The sequence below is a fragment of the Streptomyces poonensis genome (genome assembly GCF_014650915.1).
Lineage (GTDB): Bacteria > Actinomycetota > Actinomycetes > Streptomycetales > Streptomycetaceae > Streptomyces > Streptomyces poonensis.
On the sequence record NZ_BMVW01000001.1, the window covers coordinates 1,254,093 to 1,280,156 of the forward strand.

Consider the following 26,064-nt stretch of genomic DNA (forward strand, 5'->3'; position numbering starts at 1 on the left):
CCCGTCCGGCACCCTTCAGTCCAGCACCGGCAGCAACTCCGGCAGATGCCCGTCCGAGGCGGCGGCCGCGCGCTGCCGCTCCTCCGTGACGTCCCCGTACAGCGTCGTGCGCGGCTTCGCCGGGCGGCCCGCCGCCTCCGCGACGGCGACCAGGTCCCTGATCGACTTGTACGAGCCGTAGGAGGAGCCCGCCATCCGCGAGATGGTCTCCTCCATCAGCGTGCCGCCCAGGTCGTTGGCGCCGGAGCGGAGCATCTCGGCCGCGCCCTCCGTGCCCAGCTTCACCCAGCTGGTCTGGATGTTGGGGATGTGCGGGTGGAGGAGGAGCCGGGCCATGGCGGTGACCGCGCGGTTGTCGCGCGTCGTCGGGCCGGGCCGGGAGATCCCCGCGAGGTACACCGGCGCGTTGGTGTGGATGAAGGGCAGCGTCACGAACTCCGTGAAGCCGCCCGTGCGCTCCTGGATGCCGGCGAGGGTGCGCAGGTGGCCGAGCCAGTGGCGGGGCTGGTCCACGTGCCCGTACATCATCGTCGACGAGGACCGGATGCCGAGCTCGTGGGCCGTCGTGACAACCTCGATCCAGGTCGCCGTCGGCAGCTTGCCCTTGGTGAGGATCCAGCGCACCTCGTCGTCGAGGATCTCCGCGGCCGTTCCCGGGATCGAGTCCAGGCCCGCCTCCTTCGCCGCCGTCAGCCACTCGCGGATCGACATCCCGGTGCGGGTGGCGCCGTTGACGACCTCCATCGGGGAGAAGGCGTGCACGTGCATGCCGGGCACGCGTTCCTTCACCGCCCGCGCGATGTCGAAGTACGCCGTGCCGGGCAGGTCGGGGTGGATGCCGCCCTGCATGCAGACCTCGACCGCGCCCACGTCCCACGCCTGCTGGGCGCGGTCGGCGACCTGCTCCAGGGAGAGCGTGTAGGCGTCGGCGTCGGTGCGGCGCTGGGCGAAGGCGCAGAAGCGGCAGCCGGTGTAGCAGACGTTGGTGAAGTTGATGTTGCGGGTGACGATGTACGTGACGTCGTCGCCGACCACGGACTTCCGTACGTCGTCCGCGATCCCGCAGACCGCGTCCAGCGCCGGGCCGTCCGCGTGCAGCAGCGCGAGCGCCTGGTCGTCGGTGAGCCTCGTCGGGTCGTCGGCGGCCACCGCGAGCGCCTCACGCACATCGGTGTCGATGCGCTCGGGCGCCATGCCGGGCGCGGCGGCCTCCCGGAGGGCCTCCCAGTCGCCGTACACCACGTCGAAGTCGTCGCGCCGGTCGGACGTACGGCCCTCGGTGTCGATGGTGGCGTGCAGATCGGTGCGGCCGGACGGCTGGAACACTTCGTCGGGCTCTTGCCAGGGCCGGCCCACGACCTCGGCGTCCGGGCGGGCGAGGCCGGTCTCGGGATCGGCCAGCGCCCGTACGTGCGGGAGCAGCCGGGGATCGAGCCAGGGCTCGCCGCGCGTGACGAACTCGGGGTAGACGCAGAGCCGTTCCCGCAGCTCGAAACCGGCGCCCGCGGACCGTTCGGCGAGCTGTTCGATCTGCGGCCAGGGCCGCTCCGGGTTGACGTGGTCGATGGTGAGCGGCGAGACACCGCCCCAGTCGTCGATCCCGGCCGCGATCAGCCGCTCGTACTCGCCGTCGACGAGGTTGGGCGGGGCCTGCAGACAGGCGCTCGGTCCCATGATGAGCCGGGCCACCGCCACCGTCGCGACCAGCTCGTCCAGCTCCGCGTCCGGCATGCCGCGCATCGCGGTGTCCGGCTTGGCGCGGAAGTTCTGGATGATCAGTTCCTGGATGCCGTGGTAGGCGCGGGCGACGCGGCGCAGCGCGAAGAGCGACTCCGCGCGCTCCTCGTACGTCTCCCCGATACCGATGAGGAGGCCGGAGGTGAAGGGGACGGAGGACCGCCCGGCGTCCTCCAGGACGCGCAGCCGTACGGCGGGCTCCTTGTCCGGGGAGCCGTAGTGCGGGCCGCCGGGCTCGGACCACAGCCGGGTCGCGGTCGTCTCCAGCATCATGCCCATGGAGGGCGCGACGGGCTTGAGCCGCTGGAAGTCGGTCCACGTCATGACCCCGGGGTTGAGGTGGGGCAGCAGCCCGGTCTCCTCCAGGATGCGGATGGAGATGGCGCGGACGTAGGCGATGGTGTCGTCGTAGCCGTGCGCGTCGAGCCACTTGCGCGCCTCGGGCCAGCGGTCCTCGGGCTTGTCGCCGAGGGTGATCAGCGCTTCCTTGCAGCCGAGCGCGGCACCCTTGCGGGCGACGTCGAGGACCTCGTCCGGTGACATGAACATTCCATGGCCCTCCCGGCGGAGCTTGCCGGGAACGGTCACGAAGGTGCAGTAGTGGCACTTGTCGCGGCACAGCCGCGTCAGCGGGATGAAGACGGACTTGGAGTAGGTGATGACGCCGGGCCGGCCCGCCGCCTCCAGCCCCGCGTCACGCACGCGGGCGGCCGAGGCGACGAGGGCGTCGAGGTCCTCACCGCGGGCCTGGAGGAGCACCGCCGCCTCCGTGACGTCGAGGGCGACGCCGTCACGGGCACGTTTGAGTGCGCGACGCATGGAGTTCTCGGTCGGGCCGGTTCCGGAGGTCGCGGAAGTCGTCATCCCCCGAGCATACGATCGAGCCCGCGATCGCCGTGATCAGGGCAAACGGTGCGGCCCGCGCGGCCCCAGGACGCCGTGGCCGCGCCGTGTTCCGGCCGCAAGCTGCCGCTCCCCTTCCCTTGCCCGGGAGTTCACGGCTCAATACGAGGGTCGTACCACCCGCTTCACCTGTTCCACCGGCTCCACCCCCGTGACATCCGACGCGTTGGGAGCAGCAGCATGTGTGAGGACGACAACCGCGTCTCCGACCCCCGCACCGATGCCCGCACCGGCCTCGGCAGACGCGCCCTGTTCGTGACGGGAGCGGCCGGCGCGCTTACGTTGGGAGGCGTGAGCTTCGCCAGCGGCGCCGAGGGTCCGACCGAGGACAGGACCGAGGGCTCGACCGACCGGAGGACGATCCGGGGCACGCTGCCCACCGGCTCCCCCGACTTCGTGTACGTGCCCGTGGAGGTGCCGCGGGGCGTCCGCGAGCTGCACGTCGCGTACACCTACGAACGCCCCTCCGTCCCGTCCGGCACGGTGGGCAACGCCCTCGACATCGGCATCTTCGACGAACGTGGCACCGACCTCGGCGGCAAGGGCTTCCGGGGCTGGTCGGGCGGGGCGCGCACGGAGTTCTTCATCCGCGCGGACGACGCGACGCCGGGCTATCTCCCGGGCCCGGTCCGCCCCGGTACCTGGCACATCGCGCTGGGCCCGTACACGGTCGCGCCGCAGGGCCTGGCGTACGAGATCACGGTGACGCTGACATACGGCGAACCGGGCGAGACGGTACGCCCGGCCTACCCTCCGGAGCGGGTGAAGGGCCGGGGCCGGGGCTGGTACCGGGGCGACTGCCACCTGCACTCCTGGTACTCGGACGGCCGCCGCACCCTGGCGGAGATCGCGGCCGCCGCCCGCGCCGCCGGGCTGGACTTCATCAACTCCTCCGAGCACAACACGCAGTCGGCCCACGCCCACTGGGCGGACCTGGCGGGCGACGACCTGCTGATCCTGCTGGGCGAGGAGGTCACGACCCGCAACGGTCACGTGGTGGCGGTGGGCACGGACCCGGGGACGTTCATCGACTGGCGCTACCGGGCGCGCGACAACCGCTTCGGCAAGTACGCCCGCCGTATCCGCTCCGCGGGCGGCCTGGTCGTCCCCGCCCACCCGCACGCCACCTGCATCGGCTGCAACTGGAAGTTCGGCTTCAACGAGGCCGACGTGGTGGAGGTGTGGAACGGCGCCTACTCCGCCGAGGACGAGGTGGCGCTGGCGGACTGGGACGGCATGCTGGTCGCCTCGGTGCGCGACGGCCGCTCCTGGATCCCGGCGATGGGCAACAGCGACGCCCACCGCGACCCGGACCCGGTGGGCACGCCCCAGACCGTGGTGCACGCGGAGGAGCTGAGCAGGGAGGCGATCCTCCAGGGGCTGCGGGCGGGGCGGTCGTACGTGGCCGAGTCCAAGGCGGTGGCCCTGACGTTCACGGCGACCGGCGGCCGGGGCGAGCACGCGGGCATCGGCGAGCGGCTGCACGTGGACCGGGACGCCCCGGTCACGGTCCGCCTGGAGGTCACGGGCGCGCCCCGCTGCACGGTCCGCTTCGTGACCGACCAGGGCGTGCTGCACACGAGCGCCCCGGTGGGGGTGTCCGGGTCGGGGACCGTGGAGTGGCGTACGACGGCGCAGTACGCGGCGTACGTGCGCGCCGAGGTACGGCATGAGGTGGCGGCGGGGGCGCTGCCGGGGGCGTTGGCGGCGTTCACGAATCCGATCTTCCTGGGGCGCTGACCGGGACGGTGACGACGGTGGGGCGGCGGCCGAGTGATCGGCCGCCGCCTGCCGGCTTGCTTGCGCTGACGGGTTATGGGTCCACGACCTGCGGATCCCGGAAGTAGTACACGACCGTCACGCCCATACCCGGGGTGTGCGTGTAGACGACGGTGATCGCTTCGGCCGTGTCGGGGGCGAGCGGTGTGGTGTACGTGTACTCGACGGACGGCGGCCTCCAGCCGGGTACCTCCCGCCCGGCCGCCGGGTCGCGCGCGATGAGGGCGAGTGCGTTCCGGACCATGTCCCGCTCCCCCTCCGTGAGGTCGACGTACGCCTTCCTGGCGGGCTCGGCCTCTTCCAGCGGGACGTCGTTCATGTGCCGGTGCCTCCGGCGCGTGCGTCTTCGAGGGCCGTCATGATTTCGGGCGAGTTCCTGATCAGCACGCGGTGGCGGTAGGCACGGACGACAGCGGCGGCGCCCTCGAAGTCGTTCAGGGGGGCGGCTCCTATGGCCGCCGCGAGCTCATCCTCGAACCGCTCCCGGTCCCCCGGGAAGCCGTACCGGCTGAGCGCTGTGCGAAGGTCCTCCACGGTCCTGATCTCCGGCAGGGGCATCGCTCCCCACCCGTTGTCGTCCTTCTCCGGCTGTGCGCTCATGATGTGCTCCTGACGGACGGGAACGGCTCCACCTCCCAGTGTGGTGCCGTCCGCGACCCACGTCCTCACCGTCACGGCGCCACCCCGCACTCGGTCCACAGCAGCTTGCCGCCCTTGGACGCGCCCAGCTCCCGCAGCACGGAGACACCGAGTGCGTCGGCACACGCCCGTACGAGGTGCAGTCCGCGTCCGTGCTCGTCGTCTTCCGGTGGTGCGGCGCTGGGAGCACTCTCCTGGAAGGCGGCGGGGACCCTCGGGTCGGTGTCCCAGACGGCGACCACGAGGCGGTCGGGTGCGGTGGAGCGGATACGTAGGGCGTAGGGGCCGGTGGTGTGGAGGTGGGCGTTGGTGAGCAGTTCGGAGGCCAGTAGCTCGGCGGTGGGCGTGAGTCGGGTGAGGTGGTGGGCGGCGAGCACGCTGCGGAGGGTGGCTCGGGCGACGCCGGGGGCTCTTGGATCGCGGGGCAGGTGGAGGGTGTAGTTCCAGGACGGCGGTACGGTTGCCATGATGTCTCCGGTCACAGAGGGCAGTTGGACGGTTGTTCTACGTGGTCGTGTGTGGGCATGGGTGTGCCCACAGGGTGTGCCCAGTGGCCGTCGCCGCTCCGTCGAGCGGGGCGCTTCTGGGCGGGGGCGCCTGATGACGAAGGTAGGGCACTCACAAAGCAGCTTTGCGCTTAACCAAGGAAGTAGAGGCGCTTTTCCCTCGTGTGAGTGTCAAGCACCAACGGCTGCCTCCGGGGGAGGAGTTGCATGACGACCAGGCCGGCCCCTTCGGCCCGACGCACCCGCGTCGCCACTGAGCTGCGCAAACTTCGTGAACGCGCAGGAATGACCACCACGGAGGCGGCGCGGCGACTAGGTACGAGCACTGGTCAACTGAGCAATGTGGAGTCCGCCCGCTTCGGAGTGAGCCCCGACCGCATCAGGGCGATGGCAAGCATGTACTGCTGCGCTGATCAGGATTACGTCGAAGCGCTGGTCCGCATGACGACCGCCAGGAGTCACGGATGGTGGGAGGCGTACCGGGAAGTGCTGCCCTCAGGTCTGCTTGATCTAGCTGAGTTGGAATATCACTCGACCGCTGTCCGGACCGCATACACGACGCACATGCCCGGTCTGCTCCAAACACCTGATCACGCACGTGAGATCTTCCGTCATGTGCTTCCGGCCCCCACCCCGCCCGAGGTGGAGCACCGCGTATCGCACCGAATCCAGCGGCAAGATCTCATCTACCGCGCGCAGCCGATCACGTACCGCACCGTTGTCCATGAAGCCGCAGTGCGCATCCAGGTGGGTGGCCCGAGGGTGGCTCGTGCGCAACTTCAGCACCTGCTTGCCATGAGTGAACGGGATCACGTCACCGTCCAGGTTCTGCCGTTCGGCGTCGGAGCGTTTCCCGGGTCGGGTCAGTCCATCAACTACCTGCACGGTCCTGTACCCCAGTTGGACACTGCCCAGCTCGACCAGTTCCACGGACCGGTGTTCCTGGATGCGGAGGCTCTTCTGGAGATGTACCGGCATCTCCTCGATGTGGTGGAGTCCACCGCCCTGAGCCCTGAAAAGACCCGCGATCTCATTCATGCCATCTCCCAGGACATGTGAGGAGCAGCGATGCACACACTCGACTGGCGAAAGTCGTCGTACTGCCAGACAGGCGACGCCTGCGTCCACATAGCCACCACCCCCGACACCATCCACCTCACCGAAAGCGCCGACCCCACTCAAACGATCCTCTCGGCCGCCCCCACCGCATTCGGGGCCCTACTCCGAGCCCTCAAACAGAACAGCCCCGCCTGAGCAGAAAAAGGGGTGCGGGCAGGCCCCCTCCCCGCTTGCATGGCGACATGGTGTCCACCGACCGCCTGCTCGCCTTCGCGGCGATGTCGTTCTTGCTGATCATCGTGCCCGGGCCCAGCGTGCTGTTCGTGATCGGGCGCGCCCTGGCCCAAGGGCGCCGTGCCGCGTTGACCACCGTCCTGGGCAACACCCTCGGCGCCTACGTCCTGGTCCTGGCCGTCGCGCTGGGCGTCGGCTCCGTGGTCGAGCGCTCGGTGCTCGTCTTCACGGTGCTGAAGCTGGCCGGCGCCGCCTACCTCGTACACCTCGGGATCAGGGCGTGGCGGCAACGCGGTGCGATGCACACCGCGTTCGCCGATGACCCGTCCCCGGGCGGCGGCCTCCGCACCCTGTGGGACGGCTTCGCCGCCGTGCTGCCCCAGTTCGTCGACCGCACGCAAGGGCACGTCGTCGTTCAGATGCTGTTGCTGGGCCTCGTCTTCGACATCATCGCGGTCGCGTCCGACAGCGTCTGGGGGCTCGTCGCCGCCACCGCCCGCGACTGGTTCGCCCGGTCACCGCGACGGCTGTCCCTGGTCGGCGGGGTGGGCGGGCTCACGATGGTCGGCCTCGGCATCACGGTCGCCGCGACGGGCCGCACCGACCAGTGACTGTTAGCGTTCGGGCACGTGAGCGACAGCGTGTATGTGGGTAAGGCGGGCAAGGACGCGGCGCTGGACCGTGGTTGGCTGCTCGGTCACTTCAAGGAGGCCGGCGATCCGCGTCACAGTGAGGACGTGGAGATCAAGTGGGGCGTCCACCCCCGCGGTGACGAACGGGCGCAGTGGGTGCGGGGCGAGGAACGTACGGCACTCCTGGTCCTCATCAGCGGTCGCTTCCGCGTCGAACTTCCCGGCCGCAGCGTTCTGCTGGAGGAGCAGGGCGATTACGTCGTGTGGGGCAAGGGAGTGGACCACTCCTGGGTCGCGGAGGAGGAGTCGGTGGTGGTGACCGTGCGGTGGCCTTCCGTCCCCGGATACGCGGTTCCCCCCACGGACCACCGCTGACCCGGGGCACAGCGTCGCTCCACCCCGGCATCAGCCGTCATCCGGCACGCCGTGCGCGGCGGATCATCCAGGATGCGGTGAGGTACAGCGTGGTGATGATCGCCCAGGCCGCCAGGATCTGTACCGCGCCCTCCTTGTCACCCTCGCTCCAGATGATGGCGGTCACCGCCGGACCACCGAGCCACCAGGCGATCAGGAAGATGCCGAAGACCGCCGTGGCCAGTTCCCCGAGAAGGTCACCGAGCAAGTCCCGCATCGTTGGGTGCTCCCCTTCAGATGAGATGTCAACGCGATCAGCCGCCTCAGCCTAACAATGGCCGACACAATGAGCCGATCGGAGCGTCGACTCCCCGCGCGACCTGTCTAATTCGGGAGACACCTCGCATCGCCTCACGCCACCATCACCCCATGGACCGCCGACGCATCAGCGCCCTCGCCCACGCCGACCACCCCATCGCCGCCCCACTGAGCGATACCTCGGTGTCCCGCCTCCTGGACCGGGCGCTGCCGGGCGGAAGCGAGAGAATCCTCGATCTCGGGTGCGGGACAGCAGAGTGGCTGCTCCGGGCCGCCGCTGAGCGGCCGGGCGTGCGGGCGTACGGGGTCGACCTCGACGCCGACACCATCGTGCGGGCGCGAGAGGGCATCGCGGCGAAGGGCCTCGGGGACCGCATCCGGCTGGAGGCCGGAGACGCCGGCGCGTACACCGCCGAGGACCCGTTCGACCTGGTCCTCTGCGTCGGATCCACCCACGCCTTCGGCGGCCTGCTGCCCACCCTGGAGGCCGTGCGCAAGCACCTCGCCCCCGGCGGCACCGTCCTGATCGGCGACGGTTTCTGGGAACGCGAGCCGGGCCGGGACACCCTCGACGCCGGGTTCGACGCGGACGAGTACGCCGACCTCGCCACGACCGTCGACCGGATCGTCGCGGCCGGCTGGACCCCCACGTACGGGCACGTCAGCACCATCGAGGAGTGGGACGAGTACGAGTGGTCCTGGACCGGCTCCCTCTCCCGCTGGGCACTGGACCACCCCGGCGACCCGGACAGCGGCGCGGCGCTCACGGCCGCGGCCGAGCACCGGGCCGCGTGGCTGCGGGGCTACCGCCGCACCCTCGGGTTCGCCACGCTCGTGCTCCGGCGGACACCGGACCACCTCCGTTGATCGCGTGGGTGGAGGTGTGCTCGGCGCGTTCCGCATGCTGCCCTCCTCCCGTTTCGTGCGGTCCGCAGCCTCGGCAGCCGCGCCACCCGTCGCCTGACGGGTGATGTCAGTGGTCGCTCCTAGGGTGCTCGCATGACGTCGACCACTGACGCAGCCGTCCCGCTGCCGACCGTAGAAGAGTCCTGGGCCCGCATCGACGCCTGGCTCTCGGAGCACGCCCCGCTGAGCCGGGCCCGGCTGCGTCCACCCGCTGCTCCTGGTGAGATAGCAGATGCCGAGCGGCGGCTCGGGGTGACGTTCCACCCCGAACTCGTGGCCTCGCTCCGCTGCCACGACGGTGTCGAACTGAGTAAGGGCGCACCGGTGTTCGCACTGAACGGCCCGTTCGCCGGTGTCGCCGACATCGTGAACAACTCCCTGTTCCTGCGGTCCATCGGCGAGGACGTCGAGGACGCGTACGACGACGAGGACGACCACGAGCTCAACGCGTACTGGCGCCACGAGTGGCTGCTGATCACCCATGGCGTCGCCTGGGACGCCCAGGACGGCTTGTTCCTCACGTGCCGCCCGGGTGACGACTACGGGCGCATAGGCGACTACTTCAACGAGGACGTCCCCTCGTTCAGCGAATGGGGCTCGCTACGGGCGGCGCTGTCGGCGTTCGCCGACGCCCTGGAACGGCGACTGCCCATCGGAGGCCGCATTCCGCTGGCTGTCGACGGAGCGCTGATCTGGGAGGACACCACGGTCACGGTCAAGGCGCACCCCACCTCGCTGCTCGAGCTCGCCGCGCGTACGCCCGAGCCCGAACCGGAGCCCGCGCGCCGGCAGCCGGAGCCGCCCAGGAGCGGGGTGTACGTCGTGATCGGCTCCACGCAGTCCCGGACACCTCGGCCCCGCCAGCCGGACCTGGTCTTCGCCGAGGGCGTGACCGCGGAGGAACTCCTGCTGCGTGCGGGCGTGGTGCAGCGGGACACCATCCGCGAACGCACCCACGCGCAGGCCGAGCGATCGGCGCCGAGTCTCTGGGCGGCGTCCCGGCCCTTGGTCCGCGCGGGCCGCCACGGAGACTGGGGGTTCCTGACGCAGAGCGCCGGGACCGGGCAGCTGACCCGCCCGGAGGTGCTGCGCAGGCTGGCCCGGGACACCCGCGTCCTGGCCCTGACCAAGCAGGGCCCAGAGGTGCGGCTCACCGTGTACGACAACGGCCGCCCGTATGCCCAGGGCACCCAGGACCGCCTGGTGTCGTCCCCGCGGGAGGACTATGTGCGGCTCCCGGACGGCAGCAGGGCGCAGTCGGTCGGTGTCGATCCCTGGCCCGGCTCGACCGCCGCGTACAGGGACTTCCTCACCGGTCTGCGGGGCGAGTTCGGCATCGACTTCGATGTCGAGCGCGTACTCGACGAGCCACTGCTCAGTGGCCTTGTCCTACCGGTCCTGGAGGACATCCCCGAGTGGTCGTGCCGTCCCGTCACGGAGGTACGTCATCTCGATCTGGGTGCGCTGATCGAGCGCACCCCCGCGCCCCGGATGCGGGCGGTGATGGCCCTGCAACTGCGCAGGCTCGCCGTGGAGACCGGGATCGACGCCTACCCCGAAGTGACGCAGACCCTGGCGGCCGTCGACCGCGGGGAGGCCCCCGAGCTCGTCGAGGACGACGCACTGGACCTGCGTATGCGCACGCTGGTGGCCGAAGCCGCAGCGGCCCGGGTCACACTGGACCCGTCCTGGCGGCGAGAGCGGGACGCGCCCGAACTCCACGCCGCCCGGGACGACTTCCAGGCATGGCAGATACGCGCCGACGCAGCGGACTCGCTGCGTCGCTTCCTCCAGCTGCCGTTGCCCAATGCCGCGGCATCCATCCTGCACCGCAGGCTCAGCGAGGACTGGCGCAGCGAGCTGGCCCTGGATCTGGCAGCCCAGCGACCGCTTCAGGGGGACTGACCGGCACAGCTGACACGCGGGCCGTCCGAGGCGAGCAGCGCGGGGAGCATCTGGTCAGTCGATGACCGCCGTCGCCTCCACCTCCACCAGGTGGTCCGGAATGTCCAGCGCCACCACCCCCACCAGCGTGACCGGCGGCACCGGGGTGGTGCCCAGCTTCTCGGCCGCCCGGTTGATGCCCTCCCAGATCAGGGGCAGCTTCTCGGGGGCCCAGTCGACGACGTAGAAGTTCAGCTTCACCACGTCGTCGAAGGAACCGCCGGACGCGGCCAGGGCGGTGCCGATGTGCAGGTAGCACTGCTCGACCTGACCGGCGAGGTCGCCCTCCGCGATCGTGGCTCCGTCGGTGTCCCAGGAGACCTGACCGGCGATGTGGACGAGCTTCGTGCCGGCCGCGATCGGGGCGATCGACACCTGGCGGTAGCCGTCGATCTCGGGCAGTCCGGTGGGGTTCATCAGGGTGACGGTCATGCCGTTTTCCGCTCCTCGTCCGCGCTCTCTTGTGGTTACTCGGAAACCGTAGGAGAGTGAGCGCTGAGCTGGAAGAACGCACTTTTCGGTGACTGGGGAACCTGATGGAAACCAAGCAGTTCGAGGGCGGTCCGACCGATCAGGCCGATCTGAGACGCGCGGACTCCCTGGCGCGGGAGATCTTCTCCGACGTCGCCAACAAGTGGGCCCTGCTGATCATCGAGATGCTCGGTGATCGCACTCTGCGCTTCAGCGAGCTGCGGAACGAGGTCGAGGGCATCAGCCACAAGATGCTCACGCAGAACCTGCGCATGCTGGAGCGCAACGGCCTGGTCGAGCGGACCGTGCACCCGACCGTGCCGCCCCGTGTCGAGTACACCCTCACCGGGCCGGGCCGGGCCCTGCGGGCGACGGTCGATGTCATGTGCGAATGGACGCACCGGAACCTCGCCCACATCGAGACCTCCCGCCTCCGCTTCGACGCCTGACGGGCCGTCCACCCCGGCGGCCCGTCCGCCAGGTGTGCCCTTCTGGGCGATCGCGTGCGAAGAGCGTGTGAGGACCTTGTGCCATCCCGTGCGGCGCCCTGTGATCGGTGTCTCCCACGGCTGACGCATCCCGCGTCCACAAGGCAAACTGACGTAGTTGACAGGGACACTAGGGGGCGGCGATGGAGGACGTTGAACCGCGAGTGCCGGAGCAGCGGGGTCCCGAGGACTCCGCGGCCCTGCGCTTCGGCGTGCTCGGCCCGGTGCGCGCCTGGCGCGGCGCCGAACTCCTGCCCACCGGCTCCCCGCAGCAACGCGCCCTGCTGGCCGCCCTGCTGCTCCGCGAGGGCCGTACGGCCACGGCGGGCGAACTGATCGACGCGCTGTGGGGCGACGACCCTCCGTCGCAGGCCCTGGCGGCGATCCGGACGTACGCGTCCCGGCTGCGCAAGGTGCTCGGCGCCGGGGTGCTGGTCAGCGAGTCCGGCGGGTACGCCATCCGGATCCCCGGCGGAGGCGGTGCCCTCGATCTCGTCCTGGCCCAGGAGCTGGCGGCGGACGCCGAGAAGGCGAAGAGCGGCGGGGACCTGTGCCACGCGCGCGCCCTGCTGAACAAGGCGCTGAGCCTGTGGGACGGGGAGGTCCTGGCCAGTCTCCCCGGGCCGTACGCGGAGACGCAGCGGGCGCGGCTGGAGGAGTGGCGGCTCCAGCTCGTCGAGAGCCGGCTCGACATGGACCTGGAGCAGGGCTGCCACGCGGAGGCGGTGTCGGAGCTCACGGCCCTGACGGCGGCGCACCCGCTGCGGGAACGGCTGCGGGAGCTGCTGATGCTGGCGCTGTACCGCAGCGGGCGGCAGGCCGAGGCCCTCGCCGTGTACGCGGACACCCGCCGGCTGCTGGCCGACGAACTGGGCGTGGATCCGCGGCCCGGTCTGACCGAGCTCCAGCAGCGCATCCTCCGGGCCGACCCCGCGCTGGCCGAGCCGTCGGCTCCGCTGCCGTCCGAGGAGGCCTCCGCCGCGCCCGTGAGGCCCGCCCAGCTGCCCGCCAGCGTCCCGGACTTCACCGGCCGCGCGTCCCTCGTGGCCGAGCTGAGCGACGTACTGACGGCCGCCTCCGGCACGGAGGGCACGGAGGGCCGGGTCATGGCGGTGTCCGCGCTGGCCGGCATCGGCGGCGTGGGCAAGACGACACTGGCCGTGCACGTCGCGCACCGGGCGCGGGCGGCCTTCCCGGACGGGCAGCTGTACGTGGACCTCCAGGGCGCGGGGGCGCGGGCGGCCGAGCCCGAGACGGTGCTCGGGGCGTTCCTGCGGGCCCTCGGCACGGCCGACTCCGCGATCCCCGACTCGCTGGAGGAGCGCGCCGCGCTGTACCGGTCGGTGCTGGACGGCCGCCGGGTCCTCGTGCTGCTGGACAACGCGCGCGACGCGGCCCAGGTACGGCCGCTGCTGCCGGGGACCGCGGGGTGCGCGGCGCTGGTGACGTCCCGGGTGCGGATGGTGGACCTGGCGGGTGCCCATCTGGTGGACCTGGACGTGATGTCGCCCGAGGAGGCGCTGCTGCTGTTCACACGCATCGTGGGCGAGGAGCGGGTGGCCGCCGAACGGAAGGCCGCGCTGGACGTGGTGGCGGCGTGCGGGTTCCTGCCGCTGGCGATCCGGGTCGCCGCGTCCCGGCTGGCGGCGCGGCGGACGTGGACGGTGTCGGTGCTCGCGGCGAAGCTCGCCGACGAGCGGCGCCGGCTCGACGAGCTGCAGGCCGGCGATCTCGCCGTGAAGGCCACCTTCGAGCTGGGGTACGGGCAGCTGGAACCGGCGCAGGCGCGGGCGTTCCGGCTGCTGGGGCTGGCCGACGGGCCGGACATCTCGCTGGCCGCGGCGGCCGCCGTACTGGATCTGCCGGCCGAGGCGACCGAGGACCTCCTGGAGTCCCTGGTCGACACCTCGCTGCTGGAGTCGGCCGCGCCGGGCCGCTACCGGTACCACGACCTGGTGCGACTCTACGCGCGTGCGTGTGCGGAGCGTGACGAGCATCCGCCGGGCGTGGGGGCACCTCCCACGCCTTGCGGGCAGAGGGGGAGCGCCGCGGCGATGTCCCGCCTCCTCGACTTCTACCTCGCCACGGCCGCCGGCGTGTACGCGATCGAACGGCCCGGGGACCGGCTCGTGGACCACCTGGAGCCGACGGAGTACCCGGGGCTGGCCTTCACCGAGGGCTCGGCGGCGCTGGACTGGCTGTACTCGGAGGCGGCGCCGCTGCTGGCGTGTGTGCGGCAGGCGGCGGGGACGGGACGGCTGCCGCGAGCGGTGGACCTCCTGTGGGCGGCCAGGGACCTGGCCGAGTCGGGCGCGAACTCCCATCAGTACGAGACGACGGCCATCGCCATGTGCGCCGCGACGCGGGCGGCGGGCGACATCCGGGCGGAGGGCCGGGCGCACACGAGTCTCACCCACGTTCTGCTGGTCTCCGGCCGCATCGGGCAGGCGGCCGGGGAGGCCCAGTCGGCCATGGAGCTCGCGACGGCCGCCGGGGACTCCTTCGCCGCGAGCTGGGCGGCCCAGGACCGGGGGCTGATCGCGCTGCACCAGCACCGGTACGCGGAGGGCAAGGTCTTCCTCGACCAGGCCATAGAGGGGTTCAGGGCTGCTCGCAACGGGCTCTGCGAAGCGACCGCCCTGGGCAATCTCTCACGGGCGTACATGGGGATGGGCAACACCGCGAAGGCCGTGGTGTTCGCCCAGCGTGGTCTCGCCATCCATATCGAGGTGGGCAGCACCATGCGGCTGGCCAACGGGCACTACGCGCTGGGTGTGGCACTGAGCAAGGCCGGCCGGCACGTGGAGGCCCTCGGCCAGTTCTCCGAGGCACTGACCATCTTCGCGGACCACCGGCAGCGGCTCTGGGAAGGCACGACCCAGTTCCGCATCGCGGAAGCGCACATCGCCGCCCGGCGCCCGGCCCAGGCGGCCCAGCACGCCGAACAGGCCCTCGCTCTCGGCTGCATCGGCGGTGACCGGACGCGGGGCAACGTCCTGACGCTCCTCGGGCGGGCTCTCTCCGGGCTGGGCCAGGCCGACCGGGCCAAGGCGTGCTGGCGTGAGGCGCTCAACCTCTTCGACGAGCACGGCGCTCCGGAGGCCGACGAGGTCCGCGCACTGCTCACGCCCGTCTCGGCGGCCTGAGCGGCCGGCCCGCCACCGACCGATTGCGGACGTTCAGCATTCGTTTATCTCGGTCAGGCACTCTCTTACGCATGAGTCACACCGTCGCGTCGGGGGGCAGACGGTCTGACCAGGAGTCCGCCCAGCTAGTCTGCGGCTCCGACGACGCCCGTCCAGCGACCCTCGGGGGAGTTTCTGGGCGGGCGTTTCTATCGCCACCTAAACGGGAGGAACTCGCGCTGTGAGCGAAAAGAACGAGGACGTCACCGTCACGCCCCTGGGCGACAACAACATGCCCGCCCCGCCCAAGGACTCGGGCGCCACCACGCTGGGTGACAACAACATGCCCGCCCCGCCCAAGACTTCGACCGCCACCACCCTGGGCGACAACAACATGCCGTCCCCGCCCAAGGACTCGGGCATCACGACGCTGGGCGACAACAACATGCCCGCTCCGCCGGCCCTGGGCCTGGACAGCAAGTAAAGACCTTTGTAGCGACGGGGATCGGCCGCGGCGGCGCGGAGGGGGAGCCGCCGCGGCCGAGGCATGTCCGGGGCACGGCCCGGGCTGCCGGGGCCACGGTCCCAGGTGCCCGGGACGCCCGCCGCGCGGCCGCGCGGCGGGCTCCGCTCACGCCGTCCGCGCCGTCCCCGTCCCCTTCTCCGCGTCCAGCGCGTACACGCACCGGTCCTTGCTGCACGCGTACACGACGCCGTCCCGTACGACCGGGGAGCCGGTGATCTCGCCGCCCGTGGCCAGCTTCCAGCGCAGCCGGCCGTCGTCGGCCTTCAGGGTGTAGAGCAGGTGGTCCGTGGAGCCGAAGTGGACCCGGCCCTCGGCGACCACCGGGGCGCCCACGATGTCGCCGCCCGCCTGGAACCGCCACTTCGGGGTGCCCGTGACCGCGTCCAGGGTGTAGAGGCCCTTGCCGCTGCCCACGTGGACGTGGCCCGCGGCCACCAGCACCGAGTCGATCGAGGAGCGGGACTCGGTGGCGATGCGCCAGCGGTCACGGCCGTCGGCCGCGTCGAGGGCGTACACCGTGCCCAGATAGTCCGCCAGGTAGACACCACCGCCCGTCACCGCCGGGCCCGGCACGAACGTGGGCGGGCACAGGAACACCGCGGGCGCCTCGAAGTGCCAGCGCACATGCCCGCCCGCCGCGTCGACGGCCAGGACCCGGGAGCCCGCCGAGACGTAGACGTGCCCGTCCGAGGCGGGCGTCAGCCGCAGGGGCACGCCGCCGCAGGAGGCCGCGTCACCGATCGGGTACGACCAGCGCTCGTCACCCGTACGGGCCTCCAGGGCGCGCAGCCGGCCGTCCTTCCAGACGTACACCGTGCCCTCGTGGAGGACGGGCCCGGCCTCCGGGGACTCGAAGTCGGTCTGCGCGCCGGTGATCTCCCACAGCTTCTGCCCGTTCGCGGCGTCCCAGGCCTGGACGCCGCCGCCGCGGGTGCCGGTGACGACGGTGCCGTGGCCGGCCTTGAGGGAGTACACCCAGGCGTCCGCCGACAGCCGCCACAGATCGGTGCCCTCACGGGCGTCCAGGGCGAACAGGGTGGGCCCGTCGGAGGCGTGGATCCGGCCGTCCGCGACCGCCATCGACCAGGCGACGTCCCGGGTCTTGAAGCGGCGGCGGCCGGTGGCCACGTCGAGCGCGTGCACCTCGAAGGAGGTGACGTACACGAGGTCGTCGCCGATCGCCGGGGTGCCCCACACATCGTTCGACATGCGGAAACGCCAGGGGCGCCAGCCGGGCGCCGCCTCCGGGGGCACGGTGGGCGCGGGCGGGGCGGCGGGTACGGCCGGCACGGCGTCCGCGCCGTTCACCCCGGCGCGGGGGCGCGACCAGGAGGCCACCAGGCCCGCCTCCGGCGGCGGCGCCTTCACGGCGGCGGCACGGGCGTCCGCGACGCGCGGTCCGGGCCCGATGGGCACCCGGGCGCCCGCGAGCCGTACCGGCCCCCCGGCGCCGGCCGCGCCGACGGGCACCGGGGCCGGGTCGTACGAGGGCGGCGGGGGGACGGGGGCGGGGACGGCGGGCGCGGGGCCCGGGCCTCCTGCACCCGGTCCTCCCGGACCCGGTCCTCCCGCGCTGCGCGCACCGGCGGCCCCGGCCTGCGTCTTGCCCGCCGGGCGGCCGCCGCGCCGGGACTCGATGAGGGAGACCGCCTTCTCGGGCAGCCACGCCGACGCCGTACCGCTGTCGTCGGAGCCGGAGCCGAAGAGGTGCGGCGCGAGCTGGGCCTGCAGGTCCGCCGGGTTGGGGCGCGCGGTCGGGTCCATCTGCATGCACGACTCGATGAGCGGCCGCAGCTCGTCCGGCAGGCCGGTGAGGTCCGGGCCCTCCCTGAGCAGCATGAACACGGTCTCGACGGGGTTGGCGCCGTGGAAGGGCGCATGCCCCGTCGCCGCGAACACCAGCATCGAGCCGAGGGAGAACACATCACTCGCGCCGGTGACGCTACGCGAGTCCTTGGCCTGCTCCGGCGACATGTAGGCGGGGGTGCCGACGGCGACGTTCGTCATGGTCAGCCGGGTGTTGGACACCCCGGAGGCGATGCCGAAGTCGATGACGCGCGGCCCGTCCTCGACCACCAGCACATTGGACGGCTTGAGGTCCCGGTGGACGAGACCCGCGCCGTGGATGGACTGCAGGGCCTCCGCGACGCCCGCCGCCAGCCAGCGCACGGCCTGGGCGGGCAGCGGCCCGCACTCGTTCACTATTTCCTCGAGCGAGGGAGCGGGCACGTACGCGGTCGCCAGCCACGGCACCGCCGCGCGCGGATCGGCGTCGACCACGGCCGCCGTGTAGAACCCGGACACCGCGCGGGCCGCCTCGACCTCGCGGGTGAACCGGACCCGGAACAGCTGGTCCTCGGCGAGTTCCGTCCTGACCGTCTTGATCGCCACGCGCCGGCCCGACGCCGACCGCGCCAGATAGACCAGCCCCATGCCGCCGGCTCCCAGCCGTCCCAGCACCTCGAACGGCCCGATCCGCCGCGGATCGTGCTGCGTCAGCTGATCCACCACTTGCCCTGCCACCTCCCCGTACGGGTCGCGCCGCCCTCGTGCCCGCGACCCCGTGCAGCGTCTCACCACGGCACCGCCATGGCGGCACGCACCCCGATTCTTCCTCCCTGGGCCACCTGTGGCGAACCCGGGAATATATCGGGGTGTCTCAGGACGAATCGGTAGTTTACGGTCCCGAGGAAGCCGGGGGAGGAGCCAGAGGTTGAGTCGAAGGAGGAGCCGAAGGAGGAGCCGGGGGCGCGGCCGAAGACTCCGGGGAAGCGGGGATCCGGCCCCGCCACTCCCGCTGGAGCAGCGCGAACGACGCCCCCTGGTCGTCCGTGACCACGGCCACCCGTCCGTACGACGCCCCGAACGGCAGCGCCTGCACGCGTCCCCCGAGCCGCTGCACCGTCCGCAGCGCGGCCGCGAAGTCCGTCACCCCGAAGTGGACGAGGAAATGGGGCGGCATCTCGGGCGGGTACACCTCCGTGAGGGCGGCGCGGCCGAAGTCGGGCGCGGCGCCGGGGCCGAAGAGGGCGTCGTGGAAGAGGTGCCCGTAGAAGGAGTCGGCGGCGAGGACGTCCCGGGCGTACAGCTGTGCCCAGGCGAAGGACCCGGGGGTGTGGCGGCGGCCGAAGCCGGGATGGGTGCCGGGCTGCCACAGCCCGAGGACGGCGCCCTCCCGGTCGGCGGCGAGGGCCGCGGTGCCGAGGGGCGGGGTGCCGTAGGGACCGACCGGGGCGGGGCCGGCGATGATCTGGCCGCCCGCCGTGCGGATCCGCCCGGTGAGCGCGGGGAGGTCCGCCGTCGCGAAGTGGACCGTCCACACCGTCGGCATGCGCCCGTCCGGCTTGGGGGCGAGTTCGGCGACGGGTTCGCCGTCCAGGAAGGCCCAGACGGCGGGGCCGTGCACCTCGCGGAACGTCCAGCCGAAGAGCCCGCCGTAGAACCGCTTGCCCGCCTCGACGTCGGGCAGCTGGGCGTCGACCCAGCAGGGCACGCCCTCCCCGTACGCATCGACTGCCGCGGTTTCGGCCATGCGGCCAAGCTAGACGGGATTGCCCGGGCATGCGCACCGTTGCTGATCCGTCCGGAGCGCTCCGGCGCGCGGGGAGACCGCGGGAAGACCGTGGGGAGGGCGGCCCCGGAGGACCATCGCCAAGGCTGTGGAAGAGGTGCGGAGAGAGGTCCGCATGAGGGCCGGGAGAAGTGTGGAAAGGGTGGCGGCAGGGGCGAGAACGCGCCATTTCGCCGCACCCTTGCCGCACGAACCCCTTGGTGAAAGCGGTACTCCCCATTTGCAGTCGGCCGAATCGCGCTCAGATCACCCCTCGGTAAGCTGACGGGCATGACAGGACAAGTGCGTACCGTCGACGGCCGCGTGGCCGGCCGACGTGGGCAGGCGACCCGCCAGAAGCTGCTCGACTGCCTCAGCGAGATGCTCCGCTCCTCCCCGTACCGCGATGTCAGGGTCATCGATGTCGCCCGGAAGGCGGGCACCTCGCCCGCGACCTTCTACCAGTACTTCCCGGACGTCGAGGGCGCCGTCCTGGAGCTCGCCGAGCACATGGCCGCGGAGGGTGCCGGGCTGACCGGGCTGCTCGAGGGCCGCTCCTGGATCGGCCGGGCCGGCTGGCAGACGGCGCAGGACCTCGTCGAGGGCTTCCTGGACTTCTGGCGGCGCAACGACGCGCTCCTCCGCGTCGTCGACCTGGGGGCCGCCGAGGGCGACAAGCGCTTCGCCAAGATCCGTACGAGGATCCTGACCACCGTGACGAGCTCCCTCACCGCCACGATCGCCGAACTCCAGTCCAAGGGCCGGGTCGACAAGGAACTCAACCCGGCGGCCGTGGCCGGCTCCCTCGTCTCGATGCTCGCCTCGGTGGCCTCCCACCAGAAGGGCGTCCAGAGCGGCTGGGGCGTCAAGCCCGCCGAACTCAAGCCCCATCTCGCCCTGCTGGTCCACCTCGGCGTCACGGGGAAGAAGCCCACGAAGTAACACGACCGGCGCCTCGGGAGCGCCCTCCCACCTCACGTCCTGTCATACGGGCGGCGGTACACGAATGTCCGTGGACCGCCGCCCGTGGCGTTTCCCGGGATGCCGGAATACAGGACGCCGCGGCCGTCGCTGACGTGGGGGACGATGACGTCCGCACTCCCGGAGGGAACCGACATGGCCCTGACCCGCGAAGAGCGCGAGCAGTTCCTGGCCGAGCCGCACACCGGCGCGCTGGCCGTCGACGCGGGGGCGGGGAGGGCCCCGCTGACCGTGCCCATCTGGTACCAGTACGAGCCCGGCGGGGACCTCTGGGTCATGACCGGGCGGAGCTCCCGCAAGAACGAGCTGATCCGGGCGGCGGGCCGGTTCTCCCTGATGGTCGACCGGGTCGAACCCACCGTCCGGTACGTGTCGGTGGAGGGACCCGTCGTGGACACCGTCCCCGTGACCGTCGAGCACCTGCGGGAGATGTCGGCGCGCTATCTGCCGGCCGAGAAGGTCGACGCGTTCGTCGACGCCTCCTGGAAGAACCACGGTGATCAGGTGGTCGTCCGTATGCGGCCCGAGCACTGGGTGTCGTCCGACCTCGGTTCGCTGTCGGACCTGTGAGTCCGGCCGGTGGCCGACGGCACATGACAATCGGGGCATGACCACCGACAGCACCCCCGGCGACGGCACCGACGGCACTGACCTCACCGACCGCACCGACCCGTCCCCCGCCGCGTTCACCGCACTGCTGCGCTCCCTGCGCGTCTGGGACCCGCAGGCCACCGAGCTGCCCCCCTTCCACCCGGACACGGCCCCCGCCGAGCCGCTGCCGCTGTTCCGGCGCTGGTTCGCGGAGGTCGCGGCGGCCGGGCAGCCGGAGCCGCACACCATGTCGCTGGCCACGGCGGACGCCGACGGCACACCGGACGTACGGACGGTGATGCTGCACGGCGCGGACGAGACCGGCTGGCACTTCGCCTCGCACGCGGGCAGCCGGAAGGGACGCCAGCTGGCGGCCCGGCCGTACGCGGCGCTCGGTTTCTACTGGACGGTACGGGGCCGCCAGGTGCGGGTACGGGGCCGGGTGACGACGGCGCCCGCGGAGGCCGCCCACGCCGATCTGCACGCCCGCTCCACGGGGGCGCTGGCCGCCGGGCTCGTGGGGCGGCAGAGCGAGGTGCTGGGGTCGTACGAGGAACTGGAGCGGGCCTCGCAGGCGGCCTGGGAGCGGGCGTCGCGCGAACCGGACGCGCCGGTGCCGTCGTGGACGGTGTACGTGCTGGAGCCGGACGAGGTGGAGTTCTTCCAGGGGGACGAGCGGCGGCGGCACGTACGGCTGACGTACCGGCGCCGGGGCGGGAGCTGGGTCACGGAGCTGCTGTGGCCGTGACGGGCTCGGGGTCCGTGGCGAGGCGGGCGTGCAGATGGACGTCCCGGAAGGCGTCGTGGCGCCCCGCCTCGAACATCGCGCCGCGGAGCGTGCCCTCGTAACGGAACCCGCAGCGCTCCCCGATCCGGCACGACGCGTCGTGCCCGAGGGCGTGTCCCAGTTCCAGGCGGTGCACGCCCAGTTCGTCGAAGGCGTGGCGCGCGGCCAGCCGGAGCGCCCGGGTGGCGACGCCGCGGCTGCGTGCCTCGGGGAGGACCCAGTAGCCGACGCGGGCGATCCGGAGGAAGTCGTCGATGTCATTGACGCCGATGTGCCCGAGCACATCGCCGCTCGCCTCGTCCGTGACGCAGAACGACGCGCTCCGGCCCTCCGCGTCCCACTCGGCCCGCAACCGCATCGACTCCCGCGCGTCCTCGATCGTCTCGACGAGCTTCACCGGCGTGTTCCACCGCCGGAACCCCGGGTCGGACAGTCCCTGCAACCACGTCTCGACATCCGTCTCGGACTCAGGGTCCCAGGGCCGCAACCGAAGTCCGTGGCCGCGCAGTTCGACGGAGGCAGGAAAGGAGTCGGGAGAGGAAGAGAAGTCGGGAGAGGAAGAGGGGTCGGCAGAGGGGAACGGCAACGGAGCGGACGGAGACGGGAACTGGTCTTCGATGTCGGCCATGGTCCCATTGAAACCCGTACGAACGTCCGCCCCGCGTCCGCCCCGCATCCGCCCCGCGTCCGGGCCGTGTCCGCCGGCTCAGGCGAGGCCCACCTGCGGGGCACCCCGCCGCCGGATCACCAGCGACATCAGCGCGGCCGCCGCGCACAGCGCCCCCGAGGCGTACCAGACGACGTCGTACGAGCCGAAGACGTCCCGTGCCACACCGCCGAGGAAGGCGACGAGGGCGGCGCCCACCTGGTGGGAGGCGAGGACCCAGCCGAAGACGATGGCACTGTCGTCGCCGTACTGCTCGCGGCAGAGCGCGAGGGTGGGCGGAACCGTGGCCACCCAGTCCAGGCCGTAGAAGACGATGAAGAAGACCATCGGCAGATGGACGTCCGGCGCCAGCAGCATCGGCAGGAAGAGCAGCGAGATGCCGCGGAAGGCGTAGTAGACCGCCAGCAGCCGGCGCGGTTCGAAGCGGTCGGTGAACCAGCCGGAGGCGATCGTGCCGAGGACGTCGAAGACCCCGATGACCGCGAGGAGCGAGGCCGCCGCGGTGACGGGCATGCCGTGGTCGTGGGCGGCGGGCACGAAATGGGTCTGGACCAGGCCGTTCGTGGAGGCGCCGCAGATCGCGAAGGACCCGGCCAGCAGCCAGAACGGGCCGGTCCGCACGGCCGAGGACAGCACACTCACCGCACGTCGCGCGGCCCCCGGCACGGGCGGCGGCTTCGGCACGAACTCCCGCGCCCCGTAGGGCTTCGCGCCCACGTCCGCCGGGTGGTCCCGCAGCAGCAGCCAGACGAAGGGCACGACGGCCAGCGCGGCGAGGGCCACCGTGACGGCGGCCGGGCGCCAGTTGCGCCCGTCGTCCATGGAGATGATCCAGGACAGCACCGGCAGGAAGATCAGCTGACCCGACGCGGAGGCCGCCGTGAGGATGCCCGTCACCAGGCCGCGCCGCTCGGTGAACCAGCGGTTGGTGACCGTCGCGGCGAAGGCCAGCGCCATCGAGCCCGAGCCGAGGCCCACCAGCAGGCCCCAGCAGAGCATGAGCTGCCAGGCCGAGGTCATCCACACGGTGGCGCCCGAACCGACGGCGATCACGGTCAGCGCGACCGCGACGACCCGGCGGATGCCGAACCGGTCCATCAGCGCGGCCGCGAAGGGCGCCGTCAGGCCGTACAGCGCCAGGTTGACCGACACGGCGGCGCTGATCGTGCCGCGCGACCAGCCGAACTCCTCATGCAGGGGGTCGATGAGCAGGCCCGGCAGGGAACGGAAGGCGGCCGCACCGGTGATCGTCACAAAGGTGACGGCGGCGACGAACCACGCCCGGTGGATGCGGAAGCGGGCCCGTCGCGCGGGTCCGGGATTCTCGACGGCTGCCGCGACTTCGGCCGCGTCCCGGGCCTCGGGCGCAGCTGCGGACTCGGATGTCTGGGTCACGTCATAGAGCATCCGGGTCCCGGCCGCTCCGTTCGAGTGGCCCGAAGGACAGCATTCACTAGGATCGGGCCATGACGAACTCACCGTCCGCCCCGCCCCCGCACCGCCTCCACCGCGTGGTCGTCCTGGCCCTCGACGGCCTGCTGCCCTTCGAGCTGGGCATACCGCAGCGGATCTTCCGGCGGGCCAAGGACGCCGAGAAGCGGCGTCTGTACGAGGTGGTGACCTGCTCGGTGCGTCCGCCGGGCCCGGTCGACACGGACGCCGACTTCGCGATCCTCGTGGAGAACGGCCCGGAGGCCCTGGCCACCGCCGACACCGTCGTCGTCCCGGCGTCGTACGAGCTCGGGCCGGTGTACGAGGAGGGCCGGCTGACCGATGAACTCGCCGCGGCGCTGGGCCACATCCGGACCGGCACCCGGATGGTCGCCATCTGCACGGGCGGGTACGTCCTGGCCGCCGCCGGGTACCTGGACGGGCGCCCGGCGACCACGCACTGGGCGTCCGCCGAGCACTTCCAGCGCCTCTTCCCGAAGGTCGAGGTCGACGCGGACGTCCTCTTCGTCGACGACGGCGACGTGCTGACCTCCGCCGGAGTCGCGGCCGGCATCGACCTGTGCCTGCACATCGTGCGGCGCGACCACGGCACCGCGGTCGCCAACGAGGTGGCCCGGCGCACGGTCGTACCGCCCCACCGGGACGGCGGTCAGGCGCAGTACATCGAGCGGCCGGTGCCCGAGCCACAGGCGGCGAGCACGAGGAACGCGCGCGCGTGGGCACTGGGACGGCTGCACGAACCGCTCCAGCTGCGCGATCTGGCGGAGCAGGAGTCCATGTCGGTGCGTACCTTCACCCGCCGGTTCCGCGAGGAGGTCGGCGTCAGTCCACTGCAGTGGCTGACCCAGCAGCGCGTCGAACGGGCCCGGCAGCTGCTGGAGTCCAGCGATCTGTCCGTCGACCAGGTGGCGCGGGACGCCGGTTTCGGTACGGCCCAGTCGATGCGCCAGCATCTGCAGGCGGCCCTCGGGGTGACGCCGACCGCGTACCGGCGTACGTTCCGCGCGCGGGGCGCCCGGCTCTGAGCCGGAGGTGGAGCCGGAGCCGGAGCCGGATACAGAGATGGAGCCGGAGCCGGAAGAGTTGTCCACAGCCTGTGGAGGGCAGCGATCAGAGACGCGCAGTCGCAGGAGAGTTCCGGCTGGCGGCGCGCCACTGCCCGCCCCGAGCACGGCATCGCGCGCCGCCATCCGGCTCCGGCGTACTCGCCCGCTCCCCGGAAGACCCGCCGGAGCGGGTCGTCCGTCCCTGTGGGAGCCGGCACCGGTCACGACCCACACTCGTCGAGGGCTCCCGTCACCGGACCCCTCGTCGTCCCCTCACGGCGAATCGCTGAACACAAGCGTGATCAAACGGACACGGTACGTCAACACCCCTTCGGGGATTTGACGGTTAATGCCCTTTTCATGACGGCGCGTACAGGAGCACATCCCGGCGCATTTCACCGCGCCCACCACCATGCCAATCCGGTCTCGTGCAACAGCGCGCAGGCGTATGCGTCACGGGCGGACGATCCGTGGATCCGTCTCACACGGCTTCGTACGTCAGCCCCTGGCAGGCCACCGGGACGGCGGAGGGCACGGCGGAGGGGACGGTGGTGTGTTCGGCAGCGGGCGCGCACCGGTCCAGTTCGCACCAGATGCGCTTGCCGACGCCCTCCGCGCTCCAGCCCCAGCGATCGGCGAGCACCTCGACGAGGGACAGGCCACGCCCGTTGGTGTCGTCGCCCTCCGCGCACCGCGGCACCGGGGGCCGGGCACAGGCGTCGGCCACTTCCAGGCGGACGGTCCCCGCCGCCTCACCGGGCGGTTCCTGCAGCAGCAGCCGGAGCACCGCCGGACAGCCGGTGTGCACCACGGCGTTGGTGACCAGTTCGGACACGAGCAGGATCAGCGTCTCGGCCAGCGGTTCGTCGGCCCCTATCCCGGAGCCGGCCAGCCGCGACCGGGCCCACTTACGGGCGCGCCCCACCTCCGCGGGGTCGGGCCGGACCTCCAGTTGCACTTGAAGCACCTGCACCGCTCACACCATCCGAACCGGCGGACACATCGCCTCGCGCCTAGACAAGGCCACGATCGTGGTCATCTTCTGATCGGCCATCGTTGCGGCCACTGTTTCCATGGCCGACATTGGGATCACCCAGCGTGATCCCCATACTCTCCAGCATGGTTGACGTAGAGTCACCCCAACAAGCGCTTCGGGCATATTCCAGCGCGAAGGAGTACGCCTGCGGCATACTGTGCGACGCTCGCGGCGGCGAGTCGAACAGGCGGGAGCATGTCCTCGCCCACCTCGGCGAGCGGCGCCCGTCGCCGGGATCCGGGATCGCCTCAAGGGCGACACCGGGACGGTTCGGCCTGGGAACCACTCGCATTTCACCCAAGGTACCGGAGCAGACCTCCGACTCCGGGCTGT

At 71.8% G+C, this 26,064-nt stretch carries 25 protein-coding genes; 14 read left to right on the forward strand and 11 right to left on the reverse strand.

What is annotated here, in order from left to right; translation table 11 throughout:
- Positions 1-15: 15 nt before the first annotated feature.
- Complete coding sequence (locus tag IE242_RS05600) at positions 16-2,601, reverse strand: bifunctional FO biosynthesis protein CofGH (RefSeq protein ID WP_189855773.1); 2,586 nt, start codon at positions 2,599-2,601, stop codon at positions 16-18.
- A gap of 219 nt (positions 2,602-2,820) precedes the next feature.
- Between IE242_RS05600 and IE242_RS05605 the strand changes: the two genes are divergently transcribed.
- Positions 2,821-4,380 (forward strand): CehA/McbA family metallohydrolase, encoded by a 1,560-nt coding sequence (locus tag IE242_RS05605; RefSeq protein WP_189855775.1) that lies wholly within the window; start codon positions 2,821-2,823, stop codon positions 4,378-4,380.
- Between the two features lie 73 nt (positions 4,381-4,453).
- Here IE242_RS05605 and IE242_RS05610 read toward each other — a convergent pair whose 3' ends face one another.
- The 3 genes from IE242_RS05610 to IE242_RS05620 all read right to left on the reverse strand — a co-directional run bounded on the left by IE242_RS05610 (position 4,454) and on the right by IE242_RS05620 (position 5,525).
- Positions 4,454-4,738 (reverse strand): hypothetical protein, encoded by a 285-nt coding sequence (locus IE242_RS05610; protein ID WP_189855777.1) that lies wholly within the window; start codon positions 4,736-4,738, stop codon positions 4,454-4,456.
- On the reverse strand, positions 4,735-5,019 hold the full coding sequence (locus IE242_RS05615; RefSeq protein ID WP_189855779.1) for a hypothetical protein: 285 nt from the start codon (positions 5,017-5,019) through the stop codon (positions 4,735-4,737). The genes IE242_RS05610 and IE242_RS05615 overlap by 4 nt, the downstream gene beginning before the upstream one ends.
- A gap of 71 nt (positions 5,020-5,090) precedes the next feature.
- A complete protein-coding gene (locus IE242_RS05620; RefSeq protein WP_189855781.1) occupies positions 5,091-5,525 on the reverse strand; it encodes an ATP-binding protein in 435 nt (144 codons plus the stop codon).
- A 246-nt stretch (positions 5,526-5,771) separates the two neighbouring features.
- Between IE242_RS05620 and IE242_RS05625 the strand changes: the two genes are divergently transcribed.
- Genes IE242_RS05625 through IE242_RS05640 form a run of 4 tightly spaced genes read left to right on the forward strand, consistent with a single transcriptional unit; the run spans position 5,772 to position 7,864 of the window.
- Positions 5,772-6,623, forward strand: coding sequence for a helix-turn-helix domain-containing protein (locus tag IE242_RS05625; protein WP_189855782.1), 852 nt, complete (start codon positions 5,772-5,774; stop codon positions 6,621-6,623).
- A gap of 9 nt (positions 6,624-6,632) precedes the next feature.
- The gene (locus IE242_RS05630; RefSeq protein ID WP_189855783.1) at positions 6,633-6,818 is read left to right on the forward strand and encodes a DUF397 domain-containing protein; all 186 of its coding nucleotides are present in this window, start codon (positions 6,633-6,635) and stop codon (positions 6,816-6,818) included.
- Between the two features lie 47 nt (positions 6,819-6,865).
- Entirely contained in the window at positions 6,866-7,468 is a 603-nt protein-coding gene (locus IE242_RS05635) for a LysE family translocator (RefSeq protein WP_189855785.1), read from the forward strand.
- Between the two features lie 18 nt (positions 7,469-7,486).
- Complete coding sequence (locus IE242_RS05640; protein ID WP_189855786.1) at positions 7,487-7,864, forward strand: cupin domain-containing protein; 378 nt, start codon at positions 7,487-7,489, stop codon at positions 7,862-7,864.
- A gap of 37 nt (positions 7,865-7,901) precedes the next feature.
- Here the strand turns inward: IE242_RS05640 and IE242_RS05645 are convergent, their stop codons facing one another.
- The gene (locus tag IE242_RS05645; RefSeq protein ID WP_189855788.1) at positions 7,902-8,120 is read right to left on the reverse strand and encodes a hypothetical protein; all 219 of its coding nucleotides are present in this window, start codon (positions 8,118-8,120) and stop codon (positions 7,902-7,904) included.
- Between the two features lie 152 nt (positions 8,121-8,272).
- Between IE242_RS05645 and IE242_RS05650 the strand changes: the two genes are divergently transcribed.
- Together IE242_RS05650 and IE242_RS05655 are read left to right on the forward strand one after the other, a co-directional pair.
- On the forward strand, positions 8,273-9,028 hold the full coding sequence (locus IE242_RS05650; RefSeq protein ID WP_189855790.1) for an SAM-dependent methyltransferase: 756 nt from the start codon (positions 8,273-8,275) through the stop codon (positions 9,026-9,028).
- Positions 9,029-9,160: 132 nt separating this feature from the next.
- Positions 9,161-10,972: an SMI1/KNR4 family protein gene (locus IE242_RS05655; RefSeq protein WP_189855791.1), complete on the forward strand. Its 1,812-nt coding sequence runs from the start codon at positions 9,161-9,163 to the stop codon at positions 10,970-10,972.
- Between the two features lie 54 nt (positions 10,973-11,026).
- Here IE242_RS05655 and IE242_RS05660 read toward each other — a convergent pair whose 3' ends face one another.
- The gene (locus IE242_RS05660) at positions 11,027-11,443 is read right to left on the reverse strand and encodes a RidA family protein (protein ID WP_189855793.1); all 417 of its coding nucleotides are present in this window, start codon (positions 11,441-11,443) and stop codon (positions 11,027-11,029) included.
- A 104-nt stretch (positions 11,444-11,547) separates the two neighbouring features.
- Between IE242_RS05660 and IE242_RS05665 the strand changes: the two genes are divergently transcribed.
- The 3 genes from IE242_RS05665 to IE242_RS05675 all read left to right on the forward strand — a co-directional run bounded on the left by IE242_RS05665 (position 11,548) and on the right by IE242_RS05675 (position 15,579).
- Positions 11,548-11,931 (forward strand): winged helix-turn-helix transcriptional regulator, encoded by a 384-nt coding sequence (locus IE242_RS05665; protein ID WP_189855794.1) that lies wholly within the window; start codon positions 11,548-11,550, stop codon positions 11,929-11,931.
- Between the two features lie 182 nt (positions 11,932-12,113).
- Positions 12,114-15,116, forward strand: a complete 3,003-nt coding sequence (gene afsR / locus IE242_RS05670; protein WP_189855795.1) for an SARP-family global regulator AfsR — start codon at positions 12,114-12,116, stop codon at positions 15,114-15,116.
- Positions 15,117-15,336: 220 nt separating this feature from the next.
- Positions 15,337-15,579 carry a hypothetical protein gene (locus IE242_RS05675; protein ID WP_373299451.1) on the forward strand — a complete coding sequence of 81 codons (243 nt, stop codon included), beginning with the start codon at positions 15,337-15,339 and terminating at the stop codon, positions 15,577-15,579.
- A gap of 147 nt (positions 15,580-15,726) precedes the next feature.
- On the opposite strand, the gene afsK is transcribed toward IE242_RS05675, so the two are convergent.
- A complete protein-coding gene (afsK, locus tag IE242_RS05680; protein WP_189855797.1) occupies positions 15,727-18,132 on the reverse strand; it encodes a protein serine/threonine kinase AfsK in 2,406 nt (801 codons plus the stop codon).
- 166 nt (positions 18,133-18,298) lie between these two features.
- Positions 18,299-19,153: an AfsK-binding protein KbpA gene (gene kbpA, locus IE242_RS05685; RefSeq protein WP_189855799.1), complete on the reverse strand. Its 855-nt coding sequence runs from the start codon at positions 19,151-19,153 to the stop codon at positions 18,299-18,301.
- A gap of 309 nt (positions 19,154-19,462) precedes the next feature.
- Between kbpA and IE242_RS05690 the strand changes: the two genes are divergently transcribed.
- The 3 genes from IE242_RS05690 to IE242_RS05700 all read left to right on the forward strand — a co-directional run bounded on the left by IE242_RS05690 (position 19,463) and on the right by IE242_RS05700 (position 21,491).
- Positions 19,463-20,113, forward strand: a complete 651-nt coding sequence (locus IE242_RS05690; RefSeq protein WP_189855800.1) for a TetR family transcriptional regulator — start codon at positions 19,463-19,465, stop codon at positions 20,111-20,113.
- A gap of 174 nt (positions 20,114-20,287) precedes the next feature.
- On the forward strand, positions 20,288-20,722 hold the full coding sequence (locus IE242_RS05695) for a pyridoxamine 5'-phosphate oxidase family protein (protein WP_189855802.1): 435 nt from the start codon (positions 20,288-20,290) through the stop codon (positions 20,720-20,722).
- Positions 20,723-20,759: 37 nt separating this feature from the next.
- Entirely contained in the window at positions 20,760-21,491 is a 732-nt protein-coding gene (locus tag IE242_RS05700; RefSeq protein WP_189855803.1) for a pyridoxine/pyridoxamine 5'-phosphate oxidase, read from the forward strand.
- Here the strand turns inward: IE242_RS05700 and IE242_RS05705 are convergent.
- Together IE242_RS05705 and IE242_RS05710 are read right to left on the reverse strand one after the other, a co-directional pair.
- Positions 21,469-22,206: a GNAT family N-acetyltransferase gene (locus IE242_RS05705; protein WP_373299452.1), complete on the reverse strand. Its 738-nt coding sequence runs from the start codon at positions 22,204-22,206 to the stop codon at positions 21,469-21,471. The two genes, IE242_RS05700 and IE242_RS05705, sit on opposite strands and share 23 nt — an antisense overlap.
- Before the next feature lie 30 nt (positions 22,207-22,236).
- Positions 22,237-23,592 carry an MFS transporter gene (locus IE242_RS05710; RefSeq protein ID WP_189855806.1) on the reverse strand — a complete coding sequence of 452 codons (1,356 nt, stop codon included), beginning with the start codon at positions 23,590-23,592 and terminating at the stop codon, positions 22,237-22,239.
- A 71-nt stretch (positions 23,593-23,663) separates the two neighbouring features.
- Here IE242_RS05710 and IE242_RS05715 point away from each other — a divergent pair, with 71 nt between their 5' ends.
- A complete protein-coding gene (locus IE242_RS05715; protein ID WP_189855808.1) occupies positions 23,664-24,674 on the forward strand; it encodes a GlxA family transcriptional regulator in 1,011 nt (336 codons plus the stop codon).
- 502 nt (positions 24,675-25,176) lie between these two features.
- Here the strand turns inward: IE242_RS05715 and IE242_RS05720 are convergent.
- Positions 25,177-25,653, reverse strand: coding sequence for an ATP-binding protein (locus IE242_RS05720; protein ID WP_189855810.1), 477 nt, complete (start codon positions 25,651-25,653; stop codon positions 25,177-25,179).
- Between the last annotated feature and the right edge of the window lie 411 nt (positions 25,654-26,064).

Bases quoted from the DNA above. Each gene is read 5' to 3' on its own strand.
- IE242_RS05690 (WP_189855800.1), top strand. From the start codon at position 19,463: ATGACAGGACAAGTGCGTACCGTCGACGGCCGCGTGGCCGGCCGACGT.
- IE242_RS05645 (WP_189855788.1), bottom strand. From the start codon at position 8,120: ATGCGGGACTTGCTCGGTGACCTTCTCGGGGAACTGGCCACGGCGGTC.
- afsR (WP_189855795.1), top strand. From the start codon at position 12,114: ATGGAGGACGTTGAACCGCGAGTGCCGGAGCAGCGGGGTCCCGAGGAC.
- IE242_RS05715 (WP_189855808.1), top strand. From the start codon at position 23,664: ATGACGAACTCACCGTCCGCCCCGCCCCCGCACCGCCTCCACCGCGTG.
- IE242_RS05660 (WP_189855793.1), bottom strand. From the start codon at position 11,443: ATGACCGTCACCCTGATGAACCCCACCGGACTGCCCGAGATCGACGGC.
- IE242_RS05700 (WP_189855803.1), top strand. From the start codon at position 20,760: ATGACCACCGACAGCACCCCCGGCGACGGCACCGACGGCACTGACCTC.
- IE242_RS05600 (WP_189855773.1), bottom strand. From the start codon at position 2,601: ATGACGACTTCCGCGACCTCCGGAACCGGCCCGACCGAGAACTCCATG.
- IE242_RS05615 (WP_189855779.1), bottom strand. From the start codon at position 5,019: ATGAGCGCACAGCCGGAGAAGGACGACAACGGGTGGGGAGCGATGCCC.
- IE242_RS05705 (WP_373299452.1), bottom strand. From the start codon at position 22,206: ATGCGGGGCGGACGCGGGGCGGACGTTCGTACGGGTTTCAATGGGACC.
- IE242_RS05695 (WP_189855802.1), top strand. From the start codon at position 20,288: ATGGCCCTGACCCGCGAAGAGCGCGAGCAGTTCCTGGCCGAGCCGCAC.
- IE242_RS05635 (WP_189855785.1), top strand. From the start codon at position 6,866: ATGGTGTCCACCGACCGCCTGCTCGCCTTCGCGGCGATGTCGTTCTTG.
- IE242_RS05630 (WP_189855783.1), top strand. From the start codon at position 6,633: ATGCACACACTCGACTGGCGAAAGTCGTCGTACTGCCAGACAGGCGAC.
- IE242_RS05665 (WP_189855794.1), top strand. From the start codon at position 11,548: ATGGAAACCAAGCAGTTCGAGGGCGGTCCGACCGATCAGGCCGATCTG.
- IE242_RS05650 (WP_189855790.1), top strand. From the start codon at position 8,273: ATGGACCGCCGACGCATCAGCGCCCTCGCCCACGCCGACCACCCCATC.
- IE242_RS05610 (WP_189855777.1), bottom strand. From the start codon at position 4,738: ATGAACGACGTCCCGCTGGAAGAGGCCGAGCCCGCCAGGAAGGCGTAC.
- IE242_RS05625 (WP_189855782.1), top strand. From the start codon at position 5,772: ATGACGACCAGGCCGGCCCCTTCGGCCCGACGCACCCGCGTCGCCACT.
- IE242_RS05605 (WP_189855775.1), top strand. From the start codon at position 2,821: ATGTGTGAGGACGACAACCGCGTCTCCGACCCCCGCACCGATGCCCGC.
- kbpA (WP_189855799.1), bottom strand. From the start codon at position 19,153: ATGGCCGAAACCGCGGCAGTCGATGCGTACGGGGAGGGCGTGCCCTGC.
- IE242_RS05655 (WP_189855791.1), top strand. From the start codon at position 9,161: ATGACGTCGACCACTGACGCAGCCGTCCCGCTGCCGACCGTAGAAGAG.
- IE242_RS05620 (WP_189855781.1), bottom strand. From the start codon at position 5,525: ATGGCAACCGTACCGCCGTCCTGGAACTACACCCTCCACCTGCCCCGC.